Source organism: Paenibacillus ihuae, assembly GCF_001368795.1.
Classification (GTDB): Bacteria; Bacillota; Bacilli; order Paenibacillales; family Paenibacillaceae; genus Paenibacillus_AQ; species Paenibacillus_AQ ihuae.
This window is the reverse complement of record NZ_LN831198.1, coordinates 2,430,471-2,457,083: the sequence shown is the minus strand read 5'-3', so window position 1 is coordinate 2,457,083 and position 26,613 is coordinate 2,430,471. Positions and strand designations below refer to the sequence as shown.

The window sequence follows — 26,613 nt, the reverse complement described above, 5'->3', positions numbered from 1 at the left end:
GGACAATCCGGTCTTCTTTTTTATGTTAGTTACTTCTCCCAAAGCTCAATCAGCCGGCCGTCGGGATCTTCAATCCAAATAAACTTTCCATATTCACTTTCCTCTTGTTGCTTGGTAAGAGGTACACCAATCTGTTCAAGATGCTTAAGGGTCTCGTTCAGATCGTCTACCTGGAAGTTTAGCATCACCTGTTGTTCTGTTGGAAAGTAATTGTCATTCTCGGTGAAGAAAGACAAGATCGTCTCATTACCCGATTGGGGTTGGATCACAGTCCCATTCCAATCTCCTATCTCAAGTTGCAGCACTTCACTGTACCATTTTTTTATAGCTTCCAGATCCTTCGTTCTCCAAAATATGCCTCCAAAACCTTGTATCATCGTATCTACTCCTCTCTGCCAGTAAATATTGTAGCATTCCGGATTCATTAGATAATTGATGCTTAAAGTGAAGTTCCTTGGCAGGAATTACTCCGCCTGTACAAATGCAGCACGTTCCCTTTACTAGGATAAATAAATCGTTGATGTAATCCCATCTGCTAAAGTAAACGATACGTTCCGGTCAGTTTACTCATTATCTTTCAAAATTTCTTTTTTGTAAATTTAAATATCCTTTGCCCTCTGTTCTTGTGTTAATTTACAAATTGCACAGAACATCAAAAGCGTAACAAAATACTTATGAATACAAAAAGCCAAACCACATTCCTGTGCGGTTTGGCTTTTATAATTAAATATGCTGCTTTTAGACGGAATGAATTCTACTCGTTAGTCGTTGTTGCTCATCCAACCAAAATGGAAACTTCCCGGCTGGTCCACCCGTTCAAAGGTATGCGCTCCAAAGTAGTCTCTTTGCGCCTGCAGCAGGTTGGCCGGAAGACGTTCGGAGCGGTAGCTGTCATAGTAGGCCAATCCGGAAGCAAAGGCTGGAACCGGAATGCCTCGTTTAACCGCGATCGCCACCACATCTCTCCACGCTTCCTGGTAGTTATGAACGACGCTGCTGAAATACTCGTCCAGGAAAAGGTTTTTGAGCTCAGGGTCACGGTCATAAGCGTCCTTGATGTTCTGAAGGAAGCCGGCACGGATAATGCAACCTCCGCGGAAAATCATTGCGATGCTGCCATAGTTCAGGTTCCAGTTATACTCGTCCGATGCCACTCTCATCTGGGCAAAGCCCTGGGCGTAAGAGGCAATTTTGCTGGCATACAGTGCTTTGCGGACTGCCTCAATGAATTCCTTGGCGTCACCGTCGAAGCTCTTGACCTCAGGCCCCTTCAGGCGTTTGCTTGCAGCCACACGCTCTTCCTTCATCGCCGAAATAAAACGTGCAAACACGGATTCAGTAATGATCGATAACGGAACACCGAGATCGAGCGCATTCTGACTCGTCCACTTGCCGGTTCCCTTTTGACCTGCGGAATCCAGGATCACATCGACCATTGGTTTGCCGGTTTCGGGATCAGCTTTGGAGAAGATGTCGGCAGTAATCTCGATGAGGTAGCTGCTTAACTCTCCACGGTTCCATTCTGAGAAAATCTCATGCAATTCTTGGGTGTCCAGGCTCAGTACATCCTTCAGCAGCTGATACGCTTCTCCAATGAGCTGCATGTCGCCGTATTCGATGCCGTTGTGGACCATTTTGACATAGTGCCCGGCACCGTCTTCACCGATATAAGTCGAGCAAGGATCGCCGTCCACTTTGGCAGAAATGGCAGTCAGGATTGGTTCAACCAGCTCGTAGGCATCCTTCTGTCCGCCCGGCATAATCGCCGGCCCCTTGAGTGCACCTTCTTCACCGCCCGATACGCCTGCCCCGATAAAACGGAAGCCTTGCGCCTGAAGCTCTTTGTTCCGTCTCTGGGTATCCGGGAAAAAGGCGTTCCCGCCGTCAATCAGGATATCCCCTGGAGCTAAATGCGGCACCAGCTGCTTAATTGTATCATCGGTCGGTTTGCCGGCCTTGACCATAATCATGATTTTGCGCGGCAGCTCTAGCGATTGGACAAACTCCTCAATGCTGTAAGCGCCGACGAAGTTTTTGCCAGCTGCTTCTGCAAGCAGCTCATCAGTTTTCTCGCGGGAACGGTTGTACAGGGCTACCGAGAACCCCTTGCTCTCCATATTCAAGGCCAGATTCTTACCCATGACGGCTAAGCCGACCACACCAATTTGTTGTTTACCCATCGTCAATAGACCTCCCTATGATTTGTGCAGGACAATTATACCTGTGGAGCTTTCTTCCAGTCGGCAGCGAATTTCTCCAGCCCCTGATCGGTCAGCGGGTGCTTGGAGATTTGCTCGATGACGCTGAACGGAATGGTGGCGATATGCGCACCGGCCATCGCAACGCGGGTAACATGATCCGGATGGCGGACCGAAGCTGCAATAATCTGCGCATCCAGGTTATGAATGCGGAACAATTCAGCGACTTTTACAATAAGCTGAACCCCATCCTCTGAAATATCATCCAGACGGCCCAGGAACGGTGATACATAAGTGGCTCCGGCACGGGCAGCGAGCAGCGCCTGGTTCACGGTGAAGATCAGAGTGACGTTCGTTTTTACGCCTTTTTGAGTCAGATACCGGCAGGCTTCCAGACCTGCGAGCGTCATCGGGAGCTTGATGGTAATGTTTTTGTCATAGTTATTGATCTTGATCAGTTCGTTCGCCTGGGCGATCATTTCTTCTGCGGTAACGGCATCCGGAGTAACCTCAGCGGAAACGGACTCTACTTCAGGTACGGTCTGAAGAATTTCCGCAATGCGGTCTTCAAACTTCACGCCTTCTTTGGCTACAAGAGAGGGATTCGTTGTGACGCCGGACAGGACGCCGATCTGGTATGCTTTTTTGATGTCTTCTACATTCGCTGTGTCGATGAAAAATTTCATTGTGATAACCTCCATTTTTTAGTTGAACTAAACTTAGTATTAAAAATTTGAAGCATCGGGCAAAGAAACATCGTTTTCTTCTTCTTGAATACCGTTTGCAGCTTCGGCAGTATCGAGCCACCAGTGATGTCCCTTCTTAGCCAGCAGCTGATCCGATTCGGCAGGTCCGAATGAACCCGCAGCATAGGTGTGAAGCGGAACGCTATTCTTCTCAAAAGCATTCAGGATCGGCTGCACCCATTTCCAGGATAGCTCAACCTCATTCCAATGGGCAAAAAATGACGGATCGCCATGTAAAGCGTCATGTATCAGGTTCTCATAAGCCTCAGGAACCTCAATTGAGCTGGTGTGGAAATCAATATGCATGGCCTTGAACTTTCCTTTATGCTGTGGATCTCTTGCCTTAAGCTGCAGGGTTACCCCCTCGTTCGGGCTAATCTCGAACACCAGCAGATTGGGGATGTCATTCTCTCCGGCTGATGAGCTCTGCTTGAGCGGCTCTTTGAACTCGATCACAATCCGCGTCGATTTCTCCTTCATGCGCTTGCCGGTCCGGATATAGAACGGCACATCCTTCCAGAACGGATCATCGATCTGTAGTCTGGCTGCAATAAAGGTATCGTTCGTTGATCCTGCCGGAATTCCCGGCTCGGAGAGATAGCCCTGTACCGGCTTACCCTGGATCGTGCCAGCAGTATACTGCCCGCGGATCACGTTAAACTGGACATCACCTTCATCCAGCGGCTCCAGTGCTTCCATAACCTCTTTCTTTTTAAACCGCACCTCTTCCGGGGAACTATCCTTCGGCAAGCGGATCGCGAGCATCATCAGCAGCTGCAGCATATGATTCTGGAACATATCCCTGAGCGCACCTACATGATCGTAATAGCCCGCTCTTTCTTCCACACCTACGGTTTCTCCTGCAGTAATCTGCACGTTTGAGATGTAACGGTTATTCCAAAGCGCGTGAAGCACCGGATTACTCTGCTGGAACACATCGAGCTCCTGCACCATCGGTTTGCCGAGGTAATGGTCGATCCGGTAAATTTCATCCTCAGTAAAAGCCTCGCTCAGCTTCAGATTCAGTTCCTGTGCAGACTGCAGATCATGTCCGAAGGGCTTTTCAATTACCAGGCGCTTCCAGCCCTTGGCGTTACCCAGCCCGCTTTGTTTAATATTGAAGGCTATGGTCTCAAAAAACTCCGGGCCAACGGATAAATAGAACATGCGGTTCGGGGAACCTCCTGCCCGTTTCTCCTGCTGCTCAACCCGCTGAAGGAGCTTAGTATAATCCTCTGTATGCCCTACATCCAGCACATTATATCGGAAGGACTTCAGGAAGCTGCGCACGGACGCAGAATCTTTCACTTCCCGCCGGGAAAAGTCCCGGATCGACCGCTCCACCATCGCCTGAAAGGCTTCGTCAGCTAATTCTCTCCGGCCGAGACCAATTACAGAGAATGAATGGTTAAGCTTGTGATCAAGAAAAAGATTATACAGCGCAGGGTAGATTTTTCTCCGGGCCAAATCTCCTGTCGCTCCAAACAAAACAAACGTGGTTGCCTCCATCTCCATTCTCCTTCTGCTCTGGTTTATCTTTCCTGGTTACACTATAATACAAATACAACCTATACAAGTAATTAATATATTTCACAGGAGCTATAGACCATGTCTATGATAAATTTCGAGTTATATAAGGTTTTTTACTGGGCTGCCAAGACCGGAAGCCTGACTCAAGCCGCTAAGTCGCTGTATATCACCCAGCCGAGTGTCAGTCATGCGATCAAGCAGCTGGAGGACAGCTTAGGCCTGTCCCTCTTTATCCGGAACTCCAAGGGAGTTGCACTTACACCGGAGGGGGCTATTCTCTACTCCTATATCGAACAATCGCATATCCTCATCACACAGGCCGAGAAGAAAATGGCCGAGCTGAAAAACCTCGACAACGGAGAGCTGCGGATTGGCGGCAGTGATTCCCTGTTCAAGCACTATCTGCTGCCGTTCATTGAAATCTTTCACCAGCAGTACCCGGGCATCCGTCTTCATCTGATCCATGGTACGACACCGGAAGTGATCTCCTATTTAAAAGAAGGTCTCGTCGATCTGGGCGTAGTACGCATGCCGATCACCGATCCGCAGCTGGAAGTCCGTCAAGGGCTCCAGCTGCAGGACTGCTTCATCGCAGGCAGCCGTTATGCCGAGCTGAACCAGAAGGTGCTCTCTATCGAAGAGCTGCTCCAGTATCCTATTATCCTGTTCTCGCGGAGCAGCCGGGCACGTATGGCCATTACGGATTTGTTCCAGGGCTACGGATATGAGCTGAAGCCCGAATTCGAGGTCGGCAGTGTGGGCCTGCTGATCGAATTTGCCCGCAAAGGCCTAGGCATTTCCTTCGTGACCCGGGAATTCGTATCCAAGGAGCTGGAAGAGGGCTCACTCTTTGAGATCAAGCTGGATGTACAGCTTCCTCCTGCCCAGGTGGGAATGATGACGATGCGGTATATGCCGCTGACGACTGCAGCCAGCAAGTTCATCGAGCTTACCCGTAGAGTGTGAGAATCAGTTAGCGACTTATTTGACATACAAAATGCAGAAGACCAGAATTGGCGGGCTCTTCTGATGTGCTCAAAGGTATTCGGTTGGAATCAAACACCATATCGACTATTATTAGGAACACCAAAGAAACTCCCGATCAATGATCTGGAGTTTTTTTTGGCTATAGCTTTTTACCTAAATGCTTTCCGGTACTCTCCATTTATAAGGACAGCAATAATGGATGTCACTTCTTGCCCCTTTATTTGATAAAATTCACTTCCTACCGGTGCAATGGTGGAGTCGCCATCCCGTTCAGGTACCGCTTTATTTGGATCAATATATCTTTTAACGGTTCCAACTATTTCACCAACTTGATCCTCTTGAATAGTATTCTCTGTAACCACGAATGCCTTATTATCCCATACTACAACTGGCGGATAGGGAAGTAGAGGATGTTCACTTTCTTTATTGTTCGAACAACCGATTAATGAAATCGCAATTAGAACGATAATCAATAAAGTTCTTTTTATAGTCCTCACCTACTTATTGTTTAGAATATTCACCAAAAATCATTTCGTTATTGATACGAATTTGTTCTTTTGTCATTTCCCGGATAGGATTTATTTTTAGATCTTCTAAGGTAGTCTCGATATCTTGTTTTATTGTTGAAGGATTAAATGTTGCTTTTTCAAATGCCCAATCAAAACCAACAAAAAACCTTATTGGAACGTATTGTTTATTCATGGAATAAAAAGGTTTTATATGTTATGAATAACCATATTATGGTCTTTCAAACCATGATATGGTTATATCTTTTGTATTTCAGCTCAAGTACTATTCTCCGCGTTTGTCTATCATTAAGTGCTTTCTTTCCGACTTCTTTAATTCTTTTATAAACCCAGCCGGTTGGCTCAATTGGTTAAATAATCTATACAAATCCTCTAGTTTTCTCAGAAGCAAAAAGTTCTTTTACCGCCTGTGTTTTTCGGATTCCGAGACTCTGACAAAGTGCTTACTAGAGAGATTTTTAAGTAATATGTCTGCAGCACTTATATTGACTTTCCAACATATAGTGATTAAAATAAGAAACGCACACTAAATATAGTGTGATAATCATTTTCAGCACATCTAGCAATGGTTCCAGATTTCTATCCTATAAAATTTGCAGCCATATTTACAGGAGGACTGACACGATGCTGGTCGCATACGATTCAAAAACGGGAAACGTCAAACGCTTCATCAGCAAGCTTAAGCTGCCGGCTGTGCAGATCGAGGAGCATATGACTATAGACGAGCCTTATGTACTAATTACATACACCACCGGCTTTGGACAGATTCCAGAGAAGGTGTCTGCTTTTTTGAGAAACAATTACAGCAATCTGAAAGGCATCGCTGCCAGCGGCAATAGGAATTGGGGCGAGCTGTTCGCCCATAGCGCGGATTTGATTGCAGACCGGTACAATGTGCCAGTCATTGGGAAATTTGAATTATCCGGCACATTTGGCGATGTGGAGCGGATTAAACAGGAGGTGAGCCGGGTTGCGGCATATTGAACTGAACAACATGTTGATGAAGCGGGACGAGAGCGGCTTCTTTCAATTGAATAAAGACCTTGAGGCGGTAGCCGAATTCATGCGGGACGTGGAGCGGCGGAGTCTGGTGTTTAAGGATACCAAAGCCAAGGTTGATTACATGATCGAACAGGATTTCTATGAGAACTTTTACTTACAGTACAGTGTGGCTGAGATTGAGGAAGTCTACCGGGTTACCCACAGCTACAACTTTACGTTCCCCTCTTATATGGCAGCTTCGAAGTTCTATACGGACTATGCCGTGAAAAGCAATGACCGCAAGCAATATCTGGAGCATTATCCGGACCGTGTGGCGGCAGTCGCTCTTCATTTGGGACGCGGCAACGCTGAGACCGCCGGGGTACTCGCCCGTTCGATGATGGAACAGCGCCTGCAGCCGGCAACGCCTACCTTCCTGAATGCCGGTAAAAGCCGGCGCGGTGAGCTAGTCTCCTGCTTCCTGATCGAGATGGACGACTCGCTCAATTCTATTAACTATGTACTCAATACCTGCATGCAGCTGTCGAAAATCGGCGGCGGCGTGGCAGTCAACCTGTCCAAGCTCCGCTCACGCGGGGAGACGATCAAGGGTGTCGAGGATGCGGCGAAGGGCATTATGCCGGTGCTTAAACTGATGGAAGACGGCTTCTCCTATGCGGATCAGATGGGTCAGCGTAAAGGCTCCGGAGCAGCCTACTATAATATTTTTGGATGGGATGTTCTGGAATTCCTCGACAGCAAGAAAATTAACGCCGACGAGAAAACAAGACTTAAAACCCTGTCCATAGGATTAATCATACCGAACCGCTTCTACCAGCTGGCTAAGGATAATGAACCGCTGCATGTTTTTGCCCCTTATACTGTGTACAAGGCTTATGGAACACACCTGGATGATATGGATCTGGATGACATGTACGATAAGCTGCTGGCCGATCCGCGTGTGAAGAAGAAGAAAGCAATGAATGCACGGGATATGCTGACCAAAATCGCCATGATCCAGCTGGAATCCGGCTATCCGTATATTATGAACAAGAGCAATGCCAATGCGGCGCATGCCCTGAAGAACGTCGGCCAGATCAAAATGTCCAACCTCTGTACGGAAATTTTCCAGCTGCAGGAAACTTCGGAGATTAACGATTACGGGCAAGAGGATACCATCCGCCGTGATGTAAGCTGCAATCTGGCTTCCCTTAATATTGTTAACGTTATGGAGCATGGCAAAATCCGTGAATCCGTGCATGAGGGCATGATCGCCCTGACTGCTGTCAGCGACATGACCAGCGTCTCTAACGCCCCGGGCGTAGCCAAAGCGAACAAGGAAATGCACTCTGTCGGCCTTGGCGTCATGAATCTCCACGGTTATCTGGCCAAGAACAATATTGCCTTTGAAAGTGAACAGGCCCGTGATTTTGCCCGGACCTTCTTCATGACCATGAACTATCATTCACTGGAAAGGAGCATGGAAATTGCTGCGGCAACCGGCCGCTCTTTCCAGGGGTTTGAGGCATCTGATTATGCTTCAGGAGCTTATTTCGAACGTTATCTGACTACGGATTACCGTCCGGTTACCCCAAGAGTGCAGGAGCTGTTCGGGGATATGTATATCCCTTCGCCTGCAGACTGGGAACAATTGCGGGATAAAGTACAGGCAAACGGCCTCTACCATGCTTACCGGTTAGCGATTGCACCGACAGCGAGTATTTCCTACATTCAGAATGCCACTTCCAGCGTGATGCCGATTGTGGAGCAGATCGAGACACGGACATATGCCAATTCTACTACGTACTATCCGATGCCCTACCTGCGGCCGGATAATGTGTTCTTCTATAAATCGGCTTACCAGATGGACCAGTTTAAGGTGATTGACCTGATCGCAGAGATTCAGCCTCATATCGATCAGGGCATCTCGACGGTTCTGCATGTTAACAGCGATGTATCTACACGGGAACTTGCCCGTTCCTACCTGTATGCTGCGCATAAAGGCCTGAAGTCGCTGTATTACACCCGGACCAAAAAGCTGTCCGTCGAGGAATGCCTCACCTGCTCGATCTAATAGGAAGGCTTTGGCCGCAGAAAAGGAGATTGCAAAATTATGAGCGCTATCCAAGCCGTTAACTGGAACCGTCCGGACGACGATTTCTCATTAATGTTCTGGAACCAGAACATTATGCAATTCTGGACAGATGATGAAATCCCGCTATCCGATGATAAAATGTCCTGGCTTACGCTCAGTGAGCAGGAAAAGGACTCTTATATGAAAGTGCTGGGCGGCCTGACGCTGCTCGATACGATTCAGGGCGGAGTCGGCATGCCGCAGATCATGGAGCATGTCGAAGGCCTGCAGCGCAAGGCTGTTCTGGGCTTCATGGGGATGATGGAACAGATTCATGCCAAGTCGTACAGCAGTATTTTTACCACCCTCGCTTCTACGGAAGAAATTGACGGGGTATTCCGCTGGGTGGAAGAGAATCCGCATCTGCAGTTCAAGGCGGAAACTATCTCTCAGTATTATAAAAACATTGACTCCCCTAAAGACTTGTACCTCGCTATGGCAGCTTCCGTGCTGCTGGAGAGCTACTTGTTCTACAGCGGCTTCTTCTACCCGCTGTATCTGGCCGGCCAGGGAAAAATGACCTGCAGCGGTGAGATTATCGATCTGATTTTACGCGATGAGAGCATTCACGGGGTGTACGTCGGTGTTCTGGCGCAGGAGATTTTTGACGGACTTGAGGAAGACGAGCAGCGCGACCTGCATCAGACACTTGTAGGCCTGCTCCGTCTGCTGCATGAGAATGAAGAACGTTATACGGAACAGGTGTATGCTCCTATCGGACTGGTGGAAGAGGTTAAGACCTTCCTCCGCTATAACGCCAACAAAGCGATGATGAATCTGGGTCATGATCCGCTGTTCGACGACGAAGAGATCAATCCGATTGTCCAGAACGGCATCAGCACCCACACGAAGCAGCATGACTTTTTCTCGAAAAAAGGCAACGGATATATCCGGGCGCTTAACGTGGAACCACTGAAGGATGAAGATTTCCAGTTTTAATGAAGTAACATGATCAATAAAAAAACGACTTAAGAACGGGCTTCCAGGCTCATCCTTAAGTCGTTTTTATTATTGCTGCTGAGACAGCCCTTCCACTACTTTATCGATATTCCATTTAATCATCTTAATGTAGGTGTCCCCTTCTTCCCCCTTTTTAGCCAGAGAATCAGTAAAGATCTTGGAATGTATGGGGACTCCCGTTTCATTCGAGATGGTTTCCATCGTTTTAGGATTCACACTAGTTTCCAGAAATAAGGCAGGGACTTTATTTTCATCGATAATGTTAATAATTCGTTTCATTTGTTCTGGCGTTCCTTGGCTGTCCGTATTAATCTCCCAGATAAAAGCCGACTCAAATCCATAAGCCTTGGAGAAGTATTTGAATGCCCCCTCGCTGGTCACAAGGATTCTTTTCTCTTGCGGGATTTCAAGCACAGCATCCTTTGCGTACTGATCCAACTCATTCAGTTCCTTCAGATAGGCTGACTGGTTAGTAAGATAATACTCTTTGTTGTCCGGATCCTGTTCAATTACACGTTTGGTGATGGTATCTATATATTTTACGGCATTCTGAATATCCAGCCAGGCATGGGGATCGACCTGGGTTTCCTTGCCCTTCTCGGTCAGGTGCATGGGGTTTACCTCTTCGGAGACGGCAAAGGCAACATCATTCTTTTTAGTTACATCAAGCAGATCCTGGAACCATCCCTTACCTGTTTCAAGGTTTAAGCCGTTGTAGAAAATCAGATCCGCACTTGAGACTTTACCCGTATCTGCAGGCAGCGGATCGTACATATGCGGGTCCGTTCCGATGGGAACCATACTATATACCTCCGCTTTATCTCCGACAATATTTTCAGTCATATCGGCGATAATGGAGTACGTGGCAACAATCTGCAGCTTATCTGTGCCTGACTCCCCTTCACTAACGTTAGAGCATGCGCCAAGCAGCAGGATCAGTACGGTCAAAGACAGGCTTTTGAATAATTTCATCCTTGCTTCAGCCCTTTCCTCAGAAAATTATTTTTAGGGGATAAGATGAATGAGATTCCAAACATGCTTACTCCCACCAGCACGATTGTGGCACTTGTCGGCAGATTATAGCTAAAGCTAAGGAACACTCCCGCGATGCCCGATACAGCACCTACTGCAGAGGCCAGCACGATCATGTGCAGTAACTTATTGGTCCACAGATAGGAAGTGGCAGCCGGAATAACCAGCATGGCGATCACCAGTACAATACCGACTTGCGACAATGAGGATACTGTGACAACAGACAGAAGCATCATCAAGAGATAATGGTAAAATCCTGTTTTTAATCCATATGCCTTGGCAACCACCGGATCGAACGAACTGATCAAAAGCTCTTTATATAGCAAAACAATGATAGCAATCACTACAAGCATAATCACAAAGGATTGAGTTAGCTCAGAATGCGGAACAGCCAGGATATTACCAAACAGAATATGAGTGAGATCCAGCCCGCTTTTGGCGAAGGTAATCAAGACAATCCCGAGGGCGAAAAATGAGCTGAGAATAATACCGATCGAGGTATCGCTTTTGATATTGCTGCGGCTGGTAATGAATTGAATGAGAATTGCGGCTAATAGGCCAAACAATGAAGCGCCTAGCAGGATGTTGATCCCCAGGATATAAGATAGTGCAACACCCGGAAGTACTGCATGCGATAAGGCATCGCCCATCAGCGACATTTTTCTAAGCACTATAAAGCTTCCCAGAGCTCCTGATACAATACCGAGGATAATAGCTGATAGCCCGGCGTTAAGCGCGTATACCGGAATGTCTAGCAAGTCTGACACATAATCAATCATGCTGTTCACCTCCCGCCCCTCTGATAATCACATTGCCTAAGGAGGAACCATATGCACTGCGGATATTCTCTGTTGTAAAGGTGTCGCTCACATCGCCGAAAGCAATCAATTTTTTATTAAGAATGATGATCTTATCAAAATATTCTTCGACTTCATGCAGGTCGTGGTGAACGACGAGTATTGTTTTTCCTGCTTCGCGAAGATCCCTAAGCAGGTTGACAATGATCTTCTCACTGACCAGATCGATGCCGACAAAAGGTTCATCAAGGAAAAAAACATCGGCCTGTTGGGCAAGTGCCCTGGCAATAATAACCCTCTGCAGCTGTCCCCCGGATAAATTACTGATTTGTTTATTAGCAAGGTCACTTATTTCTACCATAGCCATGCACTGTTCGGCCTGTTCCCGCTCCTTCTTGCCTGGACGCCGGAATATTTTTAAGTTTGGATAAGTTCCTGTCAGCACCGTATCTTTCACGATTATCGGAAACGTAAGGTCAATGTCATTTTTTTGCGGTACATAGGCAATTTTTCGTTTATACTCTGAGATCTCTTCACCCCCGAATTGAACCGTCCCGCTTCTCTTCTTAATGACCTCTAATAATGCCTTGATAAAAGTTGATTTGCCAGCACCATTGGGTCCAATAATCCCTACGGCATGCCCGAAGGGGATATTCAGAGTTACATTTTCCAGTGCTGAATTGCCGAAATAATCAACGTTTAGCCCTTTAATCTCGATCATAATAAAAACTCCTCGTCTCCTATTAGAGTCATATGTAGTGGTACGTTTATCAGCTCCGGTTCATTTGAGAAAGTCATTGTTTCTCATGTGAAACAATGATTTAATTTAAAACAATGTTTACATGAGGAAACATTCATTCTTACGTACAATATATTTAACTATAGGCAAAATGTCAACGATATTTTAAATTTGACTTAAATATTCGGAGTGAACGCTATTTCTGCTGCTTCTTCTGATAGGTGATCCCGGTAAATAAAACAGCTGCAGCTCAGGACTTGTTTATCAGTCCTGAGCTGCAGCTGTTTTAGAATTTTAATACATTCGTTCCTCACCGGTGATCGGATTTTTGAACGCTGACTCGATATCGCTGCGGGTTAGCTCATCCGCAAACTCGGGCTCATTTTTACCGGAGGAGTCCGTTGGAGTCACTTTCTTAACCGGCATAGCTTTGGGATCCGTTGTTTGTTTTGACTGTTTATCCATAGGTAAGAATCACTCCTTCAAGGCATAATTTGCCTCTATAGGATACCGATGTCCAAGAGGTTTTATGCATTTCGGAGTTGTGATCGTAGATTTTTACAGAATAGGGGATAACAATCTTGCGACAGCTTCTTTGAATTTGGCCAGCTTCGGCCGTACCTCGTATCTCTCGAGTGTTAACTCTGAGCACTCAGTACTATCTTCTAAGAATAAATCATGCAGCTGACTGGCAATGACCTGGTCACAGACCAGCGCATTCACCTCAAAGTTCAGCCGGAAGCTGCGGGTATCAATATTCGCTGTACCGACAGATGCGATCTCCTGATCCACTACAATCGTCTTCGCATGCATGAATCCTTTCTCGTATTGCAGGATTTTGACGCCATAGGGCAGCAGTTCACCGGCATGCGCCAGAGTTGCCGAATAGACAAACATATGGTCCGGCTTATTGGGGATCATGATTCTTACGTCCACTCCGGACATCAGCGCGATTTTGCAGGCATCCATAAAGCTGGCATCCGGGACGAAATAAGGCGTTTGAATGTAGATGCTCTTCTTGGCGGAGCCGATTAATTTCAGATACATATTCTTCAGATGCTCTGTCTGGGAATTCGGGCCGCTGGAGATGATCTGGACCACACTTTCACCGGTATGCCTTTCCGTACGGTAGGGTAACTGCTCCGGGTGCTTTTCACTGCGATTCGCAGCCTTGTTCCAGTCCAGGAAAAACCGGCCTTGAATCTGATCGACAGCTCCTCCCTTGATCCGGAAATGTGTGTCCCGCCAATAGCCCATTTTTTTGTCGAGACCGAGGTACTCATCCCCGACATTAAATCCGCCGATATAGGCAATCTCTCCGTCAATAATGCACAGCTTTCTGTGGTTGCGGTTATTAATCCGGAAATTAATCAGCCGGAACAGCGACGGGAAGAATACTTCCACCGTTCCTCCATATTCGATTAACTCCTTGAAGAAGGATCGTGATATCCGCTTGGAGCCGATCTCATCATACAGAACGCGTACCTGGATGCCTTCCTTCGCCTTCCGTGTCAGCTCATCCCGTAGCCTGGTCCCTAATTCATCGGGCTGAATGATATAATACTGCACGTTGATTTCATGGGTTGCATTGCGGATATCCTCGAACAACGAATTAAATTTCTCCCGCCCGTCATTGAATATCTCAATTTCGTTGTCGGATGAGATAATTGCGTTGGATGATAGCAGGTTCATCTTCAGCAGATCGGCATACTTGGCTGTAAGTCCCCCTTGATAATCTACATTCATCAGCTGTTCATCGATAGCCGATTGAAGGTACATCCGTTCTTCAAAGGTTAAGTTGTAGAAATTTCTCTGCTTAAGCTGTCTGCCGAAGAAAATGTAAAACAGAAATCCGACCACGGGGATAAAAAACAAGACCATCAGCCAGGCCCATGTGGACCCGATATCTCTGCGCTCAATGAAGACAACAATGGCAGCCAAAATAATATTGAGTATGGTTACAAGTGATAGACTAAGTGTGAAGAGGCTACCCCATTCCAAATTCGTGTCAGCCCCTTTCAGATGTATTTGCTGCATGTAATTTGTACAGTAACTATTTAATAACCAAACATCTCCACACTCGAAGCAGCAGCTTCATGGGGAGTAATGGAAGATACAAGCGGATCGCTCTACTTCAAGTATTTTCCCGTGATGGATAGCTCGGCTTGAACGATCTGCTGAGGCGGGCCTTCGAACACCACCCGTCCACCCCTGCTCCCTCCGTCCGGTCCCATATCGATAATCCAATCTGCCTGGCTGATTACATCGAGGTTGTGTTCAATGACAATCACCGTATTGCCGGCATCCACGAGGCGGTTCATGATCTCCAGAAGATGGCCAATATCTGACATGTGCAGGCCGGTTGTCGGCTCATCCATCACGTAGATGCTGCCCTTCTTATAAAGCTCACTCGCCAGTTTAATGCGCTGGCATTCCCCGCCCGAGAGTGTACTGAGCGGCTGGCCGAGTGTAATATAATTCAGACCCACATCACTCATTGCCTGAAGTTTGCGGACAACCTCTTTTAACTGGAAAAAATCCAGAGCCTGCTCCACATTCATCTCCAGCACATCAGCAATTGACTTGCCATTCAGATGATAAGCCAGCACTTCCTCTTTAAACCGTTTACCTCCGCATACCTCGCATGGCAGCTTTATACTATCAAGGAAACCAAGATCTGTATAGACAACTCCGAGCCCTTGGCAGTTCTCGCAGGCCCCCTTGGAATTGAAGCTGAACAAACCAGGGCTCACCTTATTCGCGGATGCAAACGCCTTGCGCACATCATCCATAATGCCTGTGTAAGTTGCAGGATTCGAGCGTGTTGACACGCCTACAGCAGATTGGTCGATAACGATCGCATCCGGATGCTGGCTGAGGAAGACATCGTTAATCAGTGTGCTTTTGCCTGAACCGGCAACGCCCGTAACTACTGTCAGCACCCCGGCTGGGATATCAACACTAACGTTCTGCAGGTTGTGTAGTGAGGCCTCTTTGATGGGCAGATATCCGGACGGCTGCCTGCAGTCATACTTCAAAAGAAGCGGTCGGTTCATATAACTGCCTGTAAGTGTACCTGCCTCCAGCAGTCCCTGAAAGCTTCCCTCATATACGATATTCCCTCCGCGGCTGCCGGCGTGAGGACCGACATCGACGATATGATCTGCCAGCTTGATTACATCGGGATCATGCTCAACGACGATCACTGTATTCCCCTTGTCGCGCAGCTTCAGCAGCAGTTCATTTAACCTGTGTACATCACGCGGGTGCAGGCCAACACTTGGCTCATCGAAGATGTAAGTGACATCCACCAGACTGCCGCTCAGGTGCTTCACCATTTTGACGCGCTGAGACTCGCCGCCGGACAATGTATCCGTCTCACGGTCCAGCGTCAGATAGTCAAGACCGATATCGACCAGATGCTGTAGCCGCTCCGCCAGTGATCTGAGGACCGGCGCAGCGGCAGGATCATCAATTTCACGGATGACACGGATGAGCTGTCCTACTTCCATGGAGGACAGCTCCGCAATGTTGAGGCCGTTGATCCTGCAGCTGAGCGCAGCCTGACTGAGTCTAGCCCCATGGCAGCTGGAACAGGGTCCCTCGGTGATGTACGGTGCAACAGCTTTTTGGGTACGCTCGGACTTCAGCTTCACATCCTGCTTGATGTATTTGTTAGTGAATTTCTCAATTACACCTTCTACTGTAATATTCGTTGCTTTACCGGCGAAATCCATCTGTACTTTCCTTGCCTTGGCGTACAGCAATTGCTCCAGTTCCTCTTCCGAGTAATCGCTCAGCTTCTTATCTAGATCGAAGTCACCGGACTGCACGATCATGTTCCAATCCCAGCCGTTCACCGAATAGTCGGGAAGATGGATGGCTCCTTCATTCAAAGACTTCGACATATCCAGCGCTTTGCTCATATCCACAGCCAGCCTGCGGCCGATGCCGCCACACTCGGGACACATTCCGGCAGGATCATTGAACGAGAACCTATTCGCTTGTCCGACATAGGGCTGACCCGCCCTGGAGAAAAGCAGTCGCAGAATAGGAGATATATCCGTAATCGTACCCATCGTGGAATGGGAGCCGCCGCCCAGCCGCTTCTGGTCTACAATTACTGCCATGCTCAGGTTCTCGATAGAGTCTGTATCGGGCTGCGGATATTTCGGCAGGAAGGTGCGCACAAACATGCTGAAGTTCTCATTCAACAATCGCGTGGATTCTGCGGCAATCGTATCGAAGACAATCGATGACTTGCCGGAGCCGGATACACCGGTGAAGATCGAGATCTTCCGTTTCGGAATACGCAGGGACACATTTTTGAGATTATTTTCTCTTGCTCCTGAGATTAAGATATACTCCTGATTCATTTCGCTCATGCCTGACATCCTTTCGGTTCATATTGATGTTAGTATTCAATCATAGGCAATCTCTTAGGATCGTGTCAATACTTAACAACCTGCATTAACGCAAACAGTGACTCTCAATACAGAGAGTCACTGTTTGTGTTAATATAATTTTTTATCCAGTAGCGATGTTTACCCGTCCAGCAGAGTCATCTGTTCTGCCATGTATCTAGTACCGCGGACTGCATTTTTAGGGCTTATATTCTCAATACGCTTCAAATCCTCAGGAGTCAGAACAACTTCCGCGGCAGCGGTGTTCTCCTCCAGATATTTAATGCGCTTGGTTCCGGGAATCGGCAGTGCCTCATTGGCTATGGTCCATGCTATGGCCAGTTGCGAAGGAGTGCAATTTTTTTCAAGTGCGATTTCTTTTAGCTTGTCTACAATTTCAACATTCTTGCTGAAGTTATCCCCTTGGAATCTCGGCATCCATCTGCGCAGATCATTAGCGTCCAGGTCCTCAAAGGTACGCAGTTCACCGGAAATAAATCCTCTGCTCAGCGGACTATACGCTACGTGAGTTATCCCTAATTCTCTGACGGCAGGCAGAATCTCGTCTTCGATGTCCCGGCTCCAGAGCGAATACTCACTTTCGAGAGCGGAGATCGGATGAACGGCATGCGCACGGCGGATGGTAGAGGCAGAAGCTTCTGAGAGGCCAAGATAACGGACCTTGCCCGCTTTGACCAAATCAGCCATTGCCCCGACGGTTTCCTCAATGGGGATATCCGGATCGACGCGATGCTGGTAATATAGATCAATATAATCGGTATTTAAACGGCGCAGGCTATCCTCGATGGCTTTTTTCACATAATCCGGATGACCGCTAATACGCTCATAATTGGGAGTATACGAAAATTTTGTCGCAAGAATAGCCTGTTCCCTGCGTCCTTTGAGTGCTCTCCCGAGGAGCACCTCATTATGCCCGTTTCCATAGACGTCTGCAGTATCGAATAGCGTAACACCTATATCCAGGGCATGATGAATAGTCTGAATGGACTGTTCATCATTAGTTTCACCATACATGCCAGGTGACATCCCCATAATTCCAAGTCCGATTGAGGATACGTCCAAGTCACTGTTTCCGAGTTTTCTAGTTTTCATAAAAAGTTACCTCTCTTTATCCGTTGGTATATGCTGCTGATTTTCCATTTGTTCCAGCATTGAACTTTCCGATGGGATTCTTCCCGACTCAATATCCTCATAGATGGCCAGTTTGTTATTCACCGCATCAACGGCTTCTGCAAGCTCGCTCTGCCGCCTGAGCAGGTCCTCTTTGTAGTGGTTTAGAATAGCTTTTCTCTGCGGAATGGTTGTATCACCATCTAATGCAAGCTCTACCATCTGCTTCAATAGAGACAGCTTCATTCCAGTTGCACGAAAGCAGGTCATCAGTCTAATCCAGTCTAGATGTTCTTGTTCGAACAGTCGATTTCCATGCTTATCCCGCTTAATGTACGGGAGTAGTCCCTCCTTTTCGTAAAAACGAATGGTATGTGCCGGACAACCAACCCGCTCTGAAGCTTCTTTTATAGAGTATGTCATGTTAGGTGTCTCCCTCGTAAAATTTTAGTTTCAGGCATTTCCGGCAGGTCCAATATCAGCCTAAGCCTTAAAGTACACTTTAAAGCAAGCACAAAATTCAGATCATAGTAAAAGACGCAAAAACTACTCTATATATAGTGAACATAAGAATACAACTTGCTTCATTGACGAGATCCTTGCTCCTCAAGGGCTTCGCCTATCTGCTGGCCATCATTTCTTAAGTTCAGCTTACATAGGGGTAAGTTATTGCGTCTTTTAATCGTAGTGTTGTCTTAGAAAATCGTTGGCACCATTCCCCCGTCCATGCGGATCGGAGAACCTTTGAAGGCTGAAGCAAATGGACTGCATACAAACGCAGCCAATCTGCCAATCTCGTAAGGCCTGATGAAGCGCTGGATTTCGGACTGGGGAAGATTGGTACTCATGAAGATTCGCTCTTTCTCAGCAAAAGACCTCTCATCATTGATGTAGATGCCTTCGATGATCTGCTGCACATTTTCAGACAGCGTTGGCCCAGGCAAGATCGTGTTTATGGTAACTTCGGTCCCGATAGTCAGTTTAGATAAGCTTTTGGACAAGGATAGCAGCATTGATTTGGTCATACAGTACTGCGGCATTTGCCCGGATGGCATCACTGCTTCTTCACTTGCGATGAAGATAATGCGTCCGTAACCGTTCTTAAGCATCCTGGGGAGATAGAATCTGGCTAAACTGTTCGCTGCCAGTACATTCGTCCGGAAGTATAGCTCCCACACTTCATCATCAACGTCCTCATACCGCATCATTTCGTAGATGCCTGTATTGTTGACTAGAATATCAATGTCGGGGAACTTCGCAAATAAGGCTTCCCTCTGCTGAGCATCTGTAATATCAGCGGCTGCACTCCGGGGAGTGGTGGACGGAAATTGCTGCCGGATCTCCTCTACAACACGTTCGGCTTCTTCCTCACTTCGGCCATTGATCAGTACATGTACACCTTCCCGTGCGAGCTCGATAGCGATGGCTTTCCCAATCCCTTTTGTCGATCCCGTTACTAGAGCCGTTGTATTCGTTAATCCCATATCCATCGTTCATCTCTCCTTGTGTTCTTACTGCACTGGATAGAGATTATGATACCTTGTCCGGCACTTCTGGTAACTAGCCTGTCCCGCCATCTTACTTGTTGGACACGCCAATTTACTAAACCGTCGTCACAGCAGGACTTAAATGTTCGGAACGCCAATGGGCTGGAGTATCTCCTTCCCACAAACGGAAGGCGCGGTAGAAGGAGTTCTGATCCTCATATCCGATAAGGAAGGCCACTTCTTTAATATCAAGCGAAGGGTCGGCCAGATATTCCAGCGCCTGCTCATGCCGGGCCTCAGTCAACAGCTGCTTGAAGCTGGTCCCTTCTTCAGTAAGCCTGCGCTGCAGGGTCCGGTCGCTCATCCCGAGTTCACTGGCGACAGCCTGAATATCCTGACGCCCTGCTGTGAAGCTGCGTTTCATGATCCATTTGACAGTCCCGGTCAAAGAGTGGCTGCTTAACCGTTCATCCAAGGTATGATCCAGCGCGGGTGTCAATATCTGCAGCAGCTCTTCGTTATAGGAGATAAACGGGAGGTCAAGATTTATCCGGGGAAGTGTCAACCGGTTATGTTTCGCCCCGGTTTGAATCCGCGCGCCAAAATACGTCTCCAGCGCCCGTACGTCTCCCATAGGATACGCGAACTCAACGAGTTTGGCATTCACATGTTGTCCGGTGCCCCGCCGGCCGAGCTCCAGCAGAGTAGCCAGGGTAATCCCGGCCAGCACTGGCGGACCGGTCTGCACACCGGACTGCCAGTTCAGATCGATCGTACAGCTATCTCCATCTTCATAGATGTGTAAGTTCTCAGGCGGACACATTTGTTTATACCGGGCCATCCTGTATAACGCATCGCGATAGTTGCGGGCGTGGTATGTCGCCAAGACTGAAGGCGGGTACTGTGCTGTTTCAAATGCGCTGGATAACCTGATAATGCTATCTGAGATGTCTCCGACGAGATCGGAATATGCCAGCCAGATTGCAAAATATTGGGCGGTGGTAACCCCGTTTGAATCCTTAATCACGGTGAGCGGCAATCCTGCTTGCGAAGCGACTTCGTGCAGCGATAGCCCCATGTGGCTTAATCCTGCCCAGAACCCTGGCGGGATCTTTATACGTTCAGAAGGATGATGGAATGCCATCTTGATCGTCCTCTCTTAATCTAATGCCGTGTAGAATGGCAGCGGTAAAAGTGTCTATTGTTACGATTGGAAGCTTGATTATACGCGATACGCGCTTTTAAAATTGCCCACTGAAAATTATTATTCTATATCCGAGGGATTAATAATAGCGAGAACCTGATGATCCTTCCAGACTCCGTTAATCTTCACATTGCTTCGGGCAATGCCTTCTTTGTGGAACCCCGCGTTCTCAAGCACACGGATAGAACCGGGATTCTGGGGCGATGCTTCTCCGCTAATCCGGTGGAATTTCAGCTCCTCGAAGGCATAACGCACGACCTGTTTCACGGCTTCGGTCATATAGCCCTTCCCGTTATATGCCTGATCCAGGCTGTATCCGATCATGCAGCACTGGAGCGCACTCCGCAATACAAAGGACAGCCCGACATTACCGATAATCCGGTCATCCTCTTTAAGGCAAATCACAAAGTCATATCTCCGGTCTTCTTCTCGATCCGCCCTGCCCTTTATTATCGCCTGCAGCTGGTGCTCCTCCGTATAAAACTCCTCTTGGACGCTTGGCGAGAATTGCTCGATAAACTCCCGGTTACGCTTGTACAGAGCTGTCAATTCTCCGGCATCCTTTTCCTCCGGGAACCGGACATATACTCGCTGCTCTAGCAATTTCATCATCTCCGCCTCTTTTTCATTTTATAGATTCGGATAACCCCGCAAAATAGTCCAAAACAACCTCGCGGAAATCGTGGGCAGCCCGGGAGATATACCGGCTTTTATGCCACAATAATGCGATCTCCCGCACCATCCCTGGATCCTCTATTTCCAGATATCTGAGAGAAGCCCGTGAATCCCTTGCTGTACCGGGAATGAAGGCAATACCCACTTCGGCTTCCACCAGTGAGACTAATCTCGAAGGTTCATCCCCTTCATACACATAGTTTAGAATAAAACCTGATGATTTGCATACTGCGTCCGTCAGATCACGGGTACCATACCCTCTCTTTACACCAACAAACCATTCATTCCTTAATTCTGCCAAGGTCACGCTAGTCCGGTCTGCCAGTCGATGCCCTTTAGGCACAGCAACAAGGATCGGATCGTTGAACACAATGATGCTCTCAATGTCTTCGTCTTCTATAGACGGTGAGGACAAACAGAAGTCCACTTCTCCTCTAAGTAACCGGTCAACCATTTCCTGCGTAGTCAGCATCTGAACATGAAAATGGATATTAGGCTGCTTATTACGGAAAGCCCTCAGGATATTTGGCAATGTACTTGCCGCAGTCACTGCTAATTCTAATGTGCTCTGTTCCTTGCTGGACAGATCTCTGAGCTCCTGCTTTCCCTGCTCGAGTTCAAACAAAGCTCTTTCTGCGCGGCGGAGAAAACTAATGCCGAATTCATTTAACCGCAGACTCCTGCCGCTGCGGTCAAATAAAGGAACTCCCAGATCTGCTTCCAGTCGCCCGATTGTTTTGCTGAGCGAGGATTGGGTAACATGCAGACTGTGTGCAGCTTCGGTCATATGCTCCAACCGGGCAACCGTAAGGAAATATTGCAGCTGAAGAAGTTCCATTACTTATCCCCCATTCATTCCTTTGAGTCTATGAAATCATACCATGAAATGCGTTGGAATAAATAAAGGAATTCAAGTACGCTAACCTTAACACAATATAGAGGGAGGGCAACAAAGATGAATGCCCGCAGCAGGTGGTTATTGATTTCCGTGGGATTAGGGGTACTATTAAATCCGTTAAATTCTTCTATGATTTCCGTTGCAATTACCAGACTTCAGGTTGTATACGAGCTTAACTATACTGATGTGTCCTGGGTTATTTTTTCATTTTACATTGCTAGTGCTGTTGCACAGCCGGTGATGGGAAAGGCCAGTGATATATTCGGACGCAGAACAATCTTTCTTGCCGGTCTTGTTGTAGCATTCGCTGCCTCATTACTGGCTCCGCTATCACCAAGCTTCGGCTGGCTCATTGTATTCCGTATTGTACAATCCGTCGGAACAAGTATGATGGTTGCTGTTGGAATGGCTATCATCAGGATTCATATCACGGAGAAACAGGCAACCGCGCTGTCCGTGATGTCGATATTTCTGTCAGGAGCAGCCGCAATCGGCCCCTTTATTGGCGGGACATTAATTCATTGGTGGGATTGGAAGGCTATCTTTTTCGTAAATATTCCGTTTGTGGCGGCTAGCTTCGTGCTTGCCTGGAGAACAATACCAAAGGACAATGCGCCAGTAACCACCGCTAAGAATTTGTCCGTTCATAAGTGGTTTGTATGGATTGATCTGCCGGGGATTCTGCTTTTTACTGTAGGCCTTGTATCCTTGCTCATTGGTCTATTATCAGCTAAATCATCTGGAGAAATTACATTCTTACATGTTATTTTAGGGGGAATCGGGCTAGCATTTCTAACGGCTTTTGTCAGACATGAGCTAAAAGCGGAGTCACCCTTCATTCCGTTGCGCACCTTCGCCAAATATCCTGAGATGATGCGGGTTAACGTGGAGTACCTGCTTGTTAATGTGTTGTTTTATTCCCTCTTTTTCGGTCTGCCATCCTATTTGCAAATGGTGCGGGGGGTCAGTGAGTTCGATACGGGAATTCTCATGTTGAGCTTAGGCTTATGCTCCCTTGTTACTGCTCCATTTGCTGGACGATGGATTGATAAATCTGGTCCAGTGCCAGCCTTACTGGTATCCGCAATACTTATGACCTTCGGCTCAGTGTGGCTCGTGACATTGGACGGAAATTCACCGGTTAGCAGCGTATGTATTGCACTGGCTGCATTCGGCATCAGCAACGGTCTGAATGGTGTTGGCTTACAGGCTGCCTTATTCAAAAGCTCTCCTAAAGAGATTATTGGTGTAGCCTCCGGAGTCTTTAATACATCCAGGTACCTGGGAACGATACTCTCCTCGTTGTTGATAAGCGTCGTTATGGGGGATAGGTTCAGCAGCGGAGGCTTACAGGTGCTTGGGATAATCCTCACGGTAATCGCATTGTCTTTGGTGTTCATGAGCTGGCGCCGCCGGGAGTCAGAGAAATTACAGAATTCGCAGCTTCGCTAAAAATAAAACAAAAACAAGGGAGAGGTCTACCACTCCCTTGTTTAATTAGGTTCCCTATTCGTGAGATTCATCGAACCGGTATGTCCAGAACTGCTCCGTGCCGAACCGCATACGGATTTCTTCATCAGACAGCTCCCGGTTGCCAACAAGCTCCGCTGCCTGGAATTGCGAACGGTGCGCCTGTATCGACGCCATCTTTCGGTCAAGAAATGCGGTCACGTCTACGGTTACATCCGCTTTCCCTATCATCTGCTCGTGATTGCTCGCGAATGCGCTGCAATACACTAGCGGCCGCTCTGCTGAAGGAAGCTTGCTAATTGTGCGTATAACGGCAGCACCAGTCGCATCATGATCCGGATGCACACTGTACCCCGGGTAGAAAGTGATGACCAGCGAAGGGTTCAGCTCCTTTAACAGCTTCAAAATCTGTGAATCCAGCAGGTCCTTGTCTTCAAACTCTATCATTTTGTCATGGAAGCCAAGCATTCTTAAATCCTGAATCCCAATTGCTCTGCAGGATGCTTCCAGCTCCAGTTTACGGATTGCGGGCAGGGTGACCCGGTTCGCGAAGGGAGGAATGCCCATGTTACGGCCCATCTCTCCAAGTGTCAGACAGGCAAAAGTGACTATCGCTCCACCTTCTATGTACTTGGCCAGCGTTCCTGAGGCAACGAATGATTCATCATCGGGATGGGGCAACACCACTAAGATGCGCTGATGTCCCGCTTGTTTAGGTTTCATAGCTGCAAACACCCCCGTTTTTCATTCGAACTTGTCCCGGCTCAGCTGCAGGGCGACGACCAGCTTACCCTGACTGTCATGACCAGCCATAATAAGCCGTTCTGTTTCAGTCTCATCTACATGGGTAAGGCCTTCAGCATATACCCAGCCCTGCTCCGTCTTTAAGCCGACCCGGTATGGACCTGTCCCAGAGATCGAACCATGGGTATAGCGGATGCCTGCATTACTGATGAATGCTGACGCCGGATGTCTTGTACTGTCCAAGTGATTGGCATAGGCTCCAGTCGTGAGTTCAAGATGAATGAACAGGTCCTGACCGGTAAGCTGGTCGATCCGGATCTGGATGTCTTGCGGGTTTATCAGCTGCATAGTAGCCTCCTTGTTGTCTGGTAGTCTATCCTTCAATTACATCTGCACGCAAATCAGTTGCAATTTCAAGCATTTTGGGAACGATGGCTTCGGCTGAAAGAGCTACATAGAGATCTCCCCCATATAGCCGGAAAGGGATTTCACTGTCCCCAAGTCTCCACATGAAAAAATCTCCCTCGATGGTCATGATGCTCTCCGGTCCTTTTACGGTAAAAACCTGTGAATACGTAAAGTCTGGCTGGGAAGCAAAGTACTGCTTGCATTCTTCCAAAGTGATCGCTTGCTCCGGAAGGTTGTCCTGCATCGATCGTGTGATCCGAAAACGCTGATTCATTGTATACCTCCAAATGTATCAAATCTGCTCTGAAACATCACCATTGTTCGTTCAATGTGCTTACTGCTTCGAAATTTTATTTTCTCATTCCTTGTGTCCACTGTCAAAACCATGCATGCCCATTCATGTTTATTAATGTTAAAAAGGCGCATAGCAGCCGCTATGCACCTTACGACAAGCCCTATTTCATTAATCCTGATTCAAAAACAACCGGGTACGCTCCAGCTTTGGACTGCCAAAGATCTGCTCCGGCGTGCCCGATTCGGCAATCTCCCCGTTATCCATAAAGAATATACGGTCCGCCACATCGCGGGCAAAGTTCATCTCATGGGTAACAATGATCATCGTCATGTTCTCCTCTGCCAGCTGGCGGATTACCCGGAGTACCTCGCCGGTCAGCTCGGGATCCAGTGCCGAGGTCGGCTCGTCAAAGAGCAGAATGTCCGGATTCAGCATGAGCGCTCTGGCGATCGCTACCCTCTGCTTCTGTCCGCCGGACAGCATGGACGGATATACATCCGCCTTATCGGCAAGGCCTACCTTGGAGAGCAGCTCGCTGCTTCTGGCTGTAATAACCTGCGGGTTCTCCCGTTTGAGCGTTCTTGGAGCAAGCTCGAGATTGCCACGCACAGTAAGGTGAGGGAACAGATTGAAATGCTGAAACACCATCCCCATGCTTGCGGTAATATCTCTGATCGCCGCATGCCCGGCATATTTACCGTTCTCTACCAGCGGCTTGCCGTGAATGAAGATGCTGCCCCCGGTTACTTCTTCGAGATGCACCAGACTGCGCAGCATTGTGCTCTTACCGGAGCCGGAAGGCCCGATCACCGCCACGACTTCACCCGGGTTCACCTCAAAGGTAATCTGCTTCAGCACATCAAGGCTGCCGAACGATTTCTGTAATTGTTTGACATCTATCATACTACTCATAGTTGGACAGTCCTTCTACTCAAATTTGAAACGTTTTTCCAGTGCTTTGAAGAACAAGGTCAGCACCAGGGTCATAAGTAAATATATCACGCCGGCAACGACAAACGGGGTTACCGTAAAGTCACGGTTCACCGCAGTCTTTGCATAATTAAGCAGCTCCGGTACGGCTACAGCATAGAGTAATGCAGTGTCTTTGACCAGTGTAATGGATTCATTGGCTACGGCAGGCAACGCGACCCGGAACATCTGGGCCAGAATGACCTTACGGAGAGTCTGCCATTTGCTGAGTCCAAGCACCTTAGCCGCTTCATGCTGCCCTTTATCAATTGAAAGCAGCCCGCCGCGGAAAATTTCA

Annotated in this window: 28 protein-coding genes; 5 read left to right on the top strand and 23 right to left on the bottom strand. The window is 47.8% G+C overall.

Annotation, left to right across the window (positions count from 1 at the left end; all coding sequences use genetic code 11):
* Positions 1 to 29 precede the first annotated feature (29 nt).
* From AQR02_RS11075 to zwf, 4 genes are all read right to left on the bottom strand, one after another.
* A complete protein-coding gene (locus AQR02_RS11075; RefSeq protein WP_054940609.1) occupies positions 30 to 377 on the bottom strand; it encodes a VOC family protein in 348 nt (115 codons plus the stop codon).
* Positions 378 to 761: 384 nt separating this feature from the next.
* Positions 762 to 2,180 carry an NADP-dependent phosphogluconate dehydrogenase gene (gene gndA / locus AQR02_RS11070; RefSeq protein ID WP_054940608.1) on the bottom strand — a complete coding sequence of 473 codons (1,419 nt, stop codon included), beginning with the start codon at positions 2,178 to 2,180 and terminating at the stop codon, positions 762 to 764.
* A gap of 35 nt (positions 2,181 to 2,215) precedes the next feature.
* Complete coding sequence (gene fsa / locus AQR02_RS11065; RefSeq protein WP_054940607.1) at positions 2,216 to 2,884, bottom strand: fructose-6-phosphate aldolase; 669 nt, start codon at positions 2,882 to 2,884, stop codon at positions 2,216 to 2,218.
* 39 nt (positions 2,885 to 2,923) lie between these two features.
* Positions 2,924 to 4,453: a glucose-6-phosphate dehydrogenase gene (gene zwf / locus AQR02_RS11060; RefSeq protein ID WP_054940606.1), complete on the bottom strand. Its 1,530-nt coding sequence runs from the start codon at positions 4,451 to 4,453 to the stop codon at positions 2,924 to 2,926.
* A 99-nt stretch (positions 4,454 to 4,552) separates the two neighbouring features.
* Here zwf and AQR02_RS11055 point away from each other — a divergent pair, with 99 nt between their 5' ends.
* Complete coding sequence (locus AQR02_RS11055; RefSeq protein ID WP_054940605.1) at positions 4,553 to 5,440, top strand: LysR family transcriptional regulator; 888 nt, start codon at positions 4,553 to 4,555, stop codon at positions 5,438 to 5,440.
* A 170-nt stretch (positions 5,441 to 5,610) separates the two neighbouring features.
* On the opposite strand, the gene AQR02_RS11050 is transcribed toward AQR02_RS11055, so the two are convergent.
* Together AQR02_RS11050 and AQR02_RS32410 are read right to left on the bottom strand one after the other, a co-directional pair.
* The gene (locus AQR02_RS11050; protein ID WP_054940604.1) at positions 5,611 to 5,934 is read right to left on the bottom strand and encodes a hypothetical protein; all 324 of its coding nucleotides are present in this window, start codon (positions 5,932 to 5,934) and stop codon (positions 5,611 to 5,613) included.
* A gap of 28 nt (positions 5,935 to 5,962) precedes the next feature.
* Entirely contained in the window at positions 5,963 to 6,163 is a 201-nt protein-coding gene (locus AQR02_RS32410; protein WP_148449085.1) for a hypothetical protein, read from the bottom strand.
* A gap of 449 nt (positions 6,164 to 6,612) precedes the next feature.
* Between AQR02_RS32410 and nrdI the strand changes: the two genes are divergently transcribed.
* Genes nrdI through nrdF form a run of 3 tightly spaced genes read left to right on the top strand, consistent with a single transcriptional unit; the run spans position 6,613 to position 10,042 of the window.
* Positions 6,613 to 6,972 carry a class Ib ribonucleoside-diphosphate reductase assembly flavoprotein NrdI gene (gene nrdI, locus AQR02_RS11045; protein ID WP_054940603.1) on the top strand — a complete coding sequence of 120 codons (360 nt, stop codon included), beginning with the start codon at positions 6,613 to 6,615 and terminating at the stop codon, positions 6,970 to 6,972.
* Positions 6,959 to 9,043, top strand: coding sequence for a class 1b ribonucleoside-diphosphate reductase subunit alpha (nrdE, locus tag AQR02_RS11040; RefSeq protein ID WP_054940602.1), 2,085 nt, complete (start codon positions 6,959 to 6,961; stop codon positions 9,041 to 9,043). Before nrdI ends, nrdE begins: the two co-directional genes overlap by 14 nt.
* Positions 9,044 to 9,082: 39 nt before the next feature.
* A complete protein-coding gene (nrdF, locus tag AQR02_RS11035; RefSeq protein ID WP_054940601.1) occupies positions 9,083 to 10,042 on the top strand; it encodes a class 1b ribonucleoside-diphosphate reductase subunit beta in 960 nt (319 codons plus the stop codon).
* A gap of 69 nt (positions 10,043 to 10,111) precedes the next feature.
* On the opposite strand, the gene AQR02_RS11030 is transcribed toward nrdF, so the two are convergent.
* The 12 genes from AQR02_RS11030 to AQR02_RS10980 form a co-directional block, all read right to left on the bottom strand.
* Positions 10,112 to 11,035 carry a metal ABC transporter substrate-binding protein gene (locus AQR02_RS11030; RefSeq protein WP_054940600.1) on the bottom strand — a complete coding sequence of 308 codons (924 nt, stop codon included), beginning with the start codon at positions 11,033 to 11,035 and terminating at the stop codon, positions 10,112 to 10,114.
* Positions 11,032 to 11,874, bottom strand: coding sequence for a metal ABC transporter permease (locus AQR02_RS11025; RefSeq protein ID WP_054940599.1), 843 nt, complete (start codon positions 11,872 to 11,874; stop codon positions 11,032 to 11,034). The genes AQR02_RS11030 and AQR02_RS11025 overlap by 4 nt, the downstream gene beginning before the upstream one ends.
* Positions 11,867 to 12,610: a metal ABC transporter ATP-binding protein gene (locus AQR02_RS11020; RefSeq protein ID WP_209444200.1), complete on the bottom strand. Its 744-nt coding sequence runs from the start codon at positions 12,608 to 12,610 to the stop codon at positions 11,867 to 11,869. Before AQR02_RS11020 ends, AQR02_RS11025 begins: the two co-directional genes overlap by 8 nt.
* A gap of 315 nt (positions 12,611 to 12,925) precedes the next feature.
* On the bottom strand, positions 12,926 to 13,096 hold the full coding sequence (locus AQR02_RS32405; RefSeq protein ID WP_159067739.1) for a hypothetical protein: 171 nt from the start codon (positions 13,094 to 13,096) through the stop codon (positions 12,926 to 12,928).
* A 93-nt stretch (positions 13,097 to 13,189) separates the two neighbouring features.
* Complete coding sequence (cls, locus tag AQR02_RS11015; RefSeq protein WP_425339973.1) at positions 13,190 to 14,668, bottom strand: cardiolipin synthase; 1,479 nt, start codon at positions 14,666 to 14,668, stop codon at positions 13,190 to 13,192.
* Between the two features lie 92 nt (positions 14,669 to 14,760).
* Entirely contained in the window at positions 14,761 to 17,016 is a 2,256-nt protein-coding gene (locus AQR02_RS11010; protein WP_054940597.1) for an ATP-binding cassette domain-containing protein, read from the bottom strand.
* 159 nt (positions 17,017 to 17,175) lie between these two features.
* Positions 17,176 to 18,147, bottom strand: coding sequence for an aldo/keto reductase (locus AQR02_RS11005; RefSeq protein ID WP_054940596.1), 972 nt, complete (start codon positions 18,145 to 18,147; stop codon positions 17,176 to 17,178).
* Between the two features lie 6 nt (positions 18,148 to 18,153).
* Positions 18,154 to 18,588 carry a MerR family transcriptional regulator gene (locus AQR02_RS11000; RefSeq protein ID WP_054940595.1) on the bottom strand — a complete coding sequence of 145 codons (435 nt, stop codon included), beginning with the start codon at positions 18,586 to 18,588 and terminating at the stop codon, positions 18,154 to 18,156.
* Between the two features lie 272 nt (positions 18,589 to 18,860).
* Complete coding sequence (locus tag AQR02_RS10995) at positions 18,861 to 19,655, bottom strand: SDR family NAD(P)-dependent oxidoreductase (RefSeq protein WP_054940594.1); 795 nt, start codon at positions 19,653 to 19,655, stop codon at positions 18,861 to 18,863.
* 112 nt (positions 19,656 to 19,767) lie between these two features.
* On the bottom strand, positions 19,768 to 20,730 hold the full coding sequence (locus tag AQR02_RS10990) for an AraC family transcriptional regulator (protein WP_425339972.1): 963 nt from the start codon (positions 20,728 to 20,730) through the stop codon (positions 19,768 to 19,770).
* A gap of 186 nt (positions 20,731 to 20,916) precedes the next feature.
* Positions 20,917 to 21,465 carry a GNAT family N-acetyltransferase gene (locus AQR02_RS10985; RefSeq protein ID WP_054940592.1) on the bottom strand — a complete coding sequence of 183 codons (549 nt, stop codon included), beginning with the start codon at positions 21,463 to 21,465 and terminating at the stop codon, positions 20,917 to 20,919.
* A gap of 16 nt (positions 21,466 to 21,481) precedes the next feature.
* Positions 21,482 to 22,369, bottom strand: a complete 888-nt coding sequence (locus AQR02_RS10980) for a LysR family transcriptional regulator (protein ID WP_054940591.1) — start codon at positions 22,367 to 22,369, stop codon at positions 21,482 to 21,484.
* A 117-nt stretch (positions 22,370 to 22,486) separates the two neighbouring features.
* Between AQR02_RS10980 and AQR02_RS10975 the strand changes: the two genes are divergently transcribed.
* Positions 22,487 to 23,881: an MFS transporter gene (locus AQR02_RS10975; RefSeq protein ID WP_054940590.1), complete on the top strand. Its 1,395-nt coding sequence runs from the start codon at positions 22,487 to 22,489 to the stop codon at positions 23,879 to 23,881.
* Between the two features lie 54 nt (positions 23,882 to 23,935).
* On the opposite strand, the gene bshB2 is transcribed toward AQR02_RS10975, so the two are convergent.
* From bshB2 to AQR02_RS34055, 5 genes are all read right to left on the bottom strand, one after another.
* Complete coding sequence (gene bshB2, locus AQR02_RS10970; RefSeq protein ID WP_054940589.1) at positions 23,936 to 24,622, bottom strand: bacillithiol biosynthesis deacetylase BshB2; 687 nt, start codon at positions 24,620 to 24,622, stop codon at positions 23,936 to 23,938.
* A 21-nt stretch (positions 24,623 to 24,643) separates the two neighbouring features.
* A complete protein-coding gene (locus tag AQR02_RS10965; RefSeq protein WP_054940588.1) occupies positions 24,644 to 24,991 on the bottom strand; it encodes a YojF family protein in 348 nt (115 codons plus the stop codon).
* A 25-nt stretch (positions 24,992 to 25,016) separates the two neighbouring features.
* Positions 25,017 to 25,325 (bottom strand): hypothetical protein, encoded by a 309-nt coding sequence (locus tag AQR02_RS10960; RefSeq protein WP_054940587.1) that lies wholly within the window; start codon positions 25,323 to 25,325, stop codon positions 25,017 to 25,019.
* 189 nt (positions 25,326 to 25,514) lie between these two features.
* Positions 25,515 to 26,258 carry an amino acid ABC transporter ATP-binding protein gene (locus AQR02_RS10955; RefSeq protein ID WP_054940586.1) on the bottom strand — a complete coding sequence of 248 codons (744 nt, stop codon included), beginning with the start codon at positions 26,256 to 26,258 and terminating at the stop codon, positions 25,515 to 25,517.
* 15 nt (positions 26,259 to 26,273) lie between these two features.
* The coding region (locus tag AQR02_RS34055; RefSeq protein WP_245237325.1) for an amino acid ABC transporter permease at positions 26,274 to 26,613 on the bottom strand (340 nt) is incomplete at its 5' end.

Coding starts and splice junctions, on each gene's coding strand:
- AQR02_RS10960 (WP_054940587.1), bottom strand. CDS start 25,325: ATGAATCAGCGTTTTCGGATCACACGATCGATGCAGGACAACCTTCCG.
- fsa (WP_054940607.1), bottom strand. CDS start 2,884: ATGAAATTTTTCATCGACACAGCGAATGTAGAAGACATCAAAAAAGCA.
- AQR02_RS10975 (WP_054940590.1), top strand. CDS start 22,487: ATGAATGCCCGCAGCAGGTGGTTATTGATTTCCGTGGGATTAGGGGTA.
- AQR02_RS10995 (WP_054940594.1), bottom strand. CDS start 19,655: ATGGATATGGGATTAACGAATACAACGGCTCTAGTAACGGGATCGACA.
- AQR02_RS10980 (WP_054940591.1), bottom strand. CDS start 22,369: ATGGAACTTCTTCAGCTGCAATATTTCCTTACGGTTGCCCGGTTGGAG.
- AQR02_RS11030 (WP_054940600.1), bottom strand. CDS start 11,035: ATGAAATTATTCAAAAGCCTGTCTTTGACCGTACTGATCCTGCTGCTT.
- AQR02_RS11055 (WP_054940605.1), top strand. CDS start 4,553: ATGTCTATGATAAATTTCGAGTTATATAAGGTTTTTTACTGGGCTGCC.
- cls (WP_425339973.1), bottom strand. CDS start 14,668: ATGCAGCAAATACATCTGAAAGGGGCTGACACGAATTTGGAATGGGGT.
- AQR02_RS11025 (WP_054940599.1), bottom strand. CDS start 11,874: ATGATTGATTATGTGTCAGACTTGCTAGACATTCCGGTATACGCGCTT.
- zwf (WP_054940606.1), bottom strand. CDS start 4,453: ATGGAGGCAACCACGTTTGTTTTGTTTGGAGCGACAGGAGATTTGGCC.
- AQR02_RS32410 (WP_148449085.1), bottom strand. CDS start 6,163: ATGAATAAACAATACGTTCCAATAAGGTTTTTTGTTGGTTTTGATTGG.
- AQR02_RS32405 (WP_159067739.1), bottom strand. CDS start 13,096: ATGGATAAACAGTCAAAACAAACAACGGATCCCAAAGCTATGCCGGTT.
- AQR02_RS10965 (WP_054940588.1), bottom strand. CDS start 24,991: ATGCAGCTGATAAACCCGCAAGACATCCAGATCCGGATCGACCAGCTT.
- AQR02_RS11000 (WP_054940595.1), bottom strand. CDS start 18,588: ATGACATACTCTATAAAAGAAGCTTCAGAGCGGGTTGGTTGTCCGGCA.
- AQR02_RS11005 (WP_054940596.1), bottom strand. CDS start 18,147: ATGAAAACTAGAAAACTCGGAAACAGTGACTTGGACGTATCCTCAATC.
- AQR02_RS11010 (WP_054940597.1), bottom strand. CDS start 17,016: ATGAGCGAAATGAATCAGGAGTATATCTTAATCTCAGGAGCAAGAGAA.
- bshB2 (WP_054940589.1), bottom strand. CDS start 24,622: ATGAAACCTAAACAAGCGGGACATCAGCGCATCTTAGTGGTGTTGCCC.
- gndA (WP_054940608.1), bottom strand. CDS start 2,180: ATGGGTAAACAACAAATTGGTGTGGTCGGCTTAGCCGTCATGGGTAAG.
- nrdI (WP_054940603.1), top strand. CDS start 6,613: ATGCTGGTCGCATACGATTCAAAAACGGGAAACGTCAAACGCTTCATC.
- nrdF (WP_054940601.1), top strand. CDS start 9,083: ATGAGCGCTATCCAAGCCGTTAACTGGAACCGTCCGGACGACGATTTC.
- AQR02_RS11075 (WP_054940609.1), bottom strand. CDS start 377: ATGATACAAGGTTTTGGAGGCATATTTTGGAGAACGAAGGATCTGGAA.
- AQR02_RS10985 (WP_054940592.1), bottom strand. CDS start 21,465: ATGAAATTGCTAGAGCAGCGAGTATATGTCCGGTTCCCGGAGGAAAAG.
- AQR02_RS10955 (WP_054940586.1), bottom strand. CDS start 26,258: ATGAGTAGTATGATAGATGTCAAACAATTACAGAAATCGTTCGGCAGC.
- AQR02_RS10990 (WP_425339972.1), bottom strand. CDS start 20,730: ATGGGGCTATCGCTGCACGAAGTCGCTTCGCAAGCAGGATTGCCGCTC.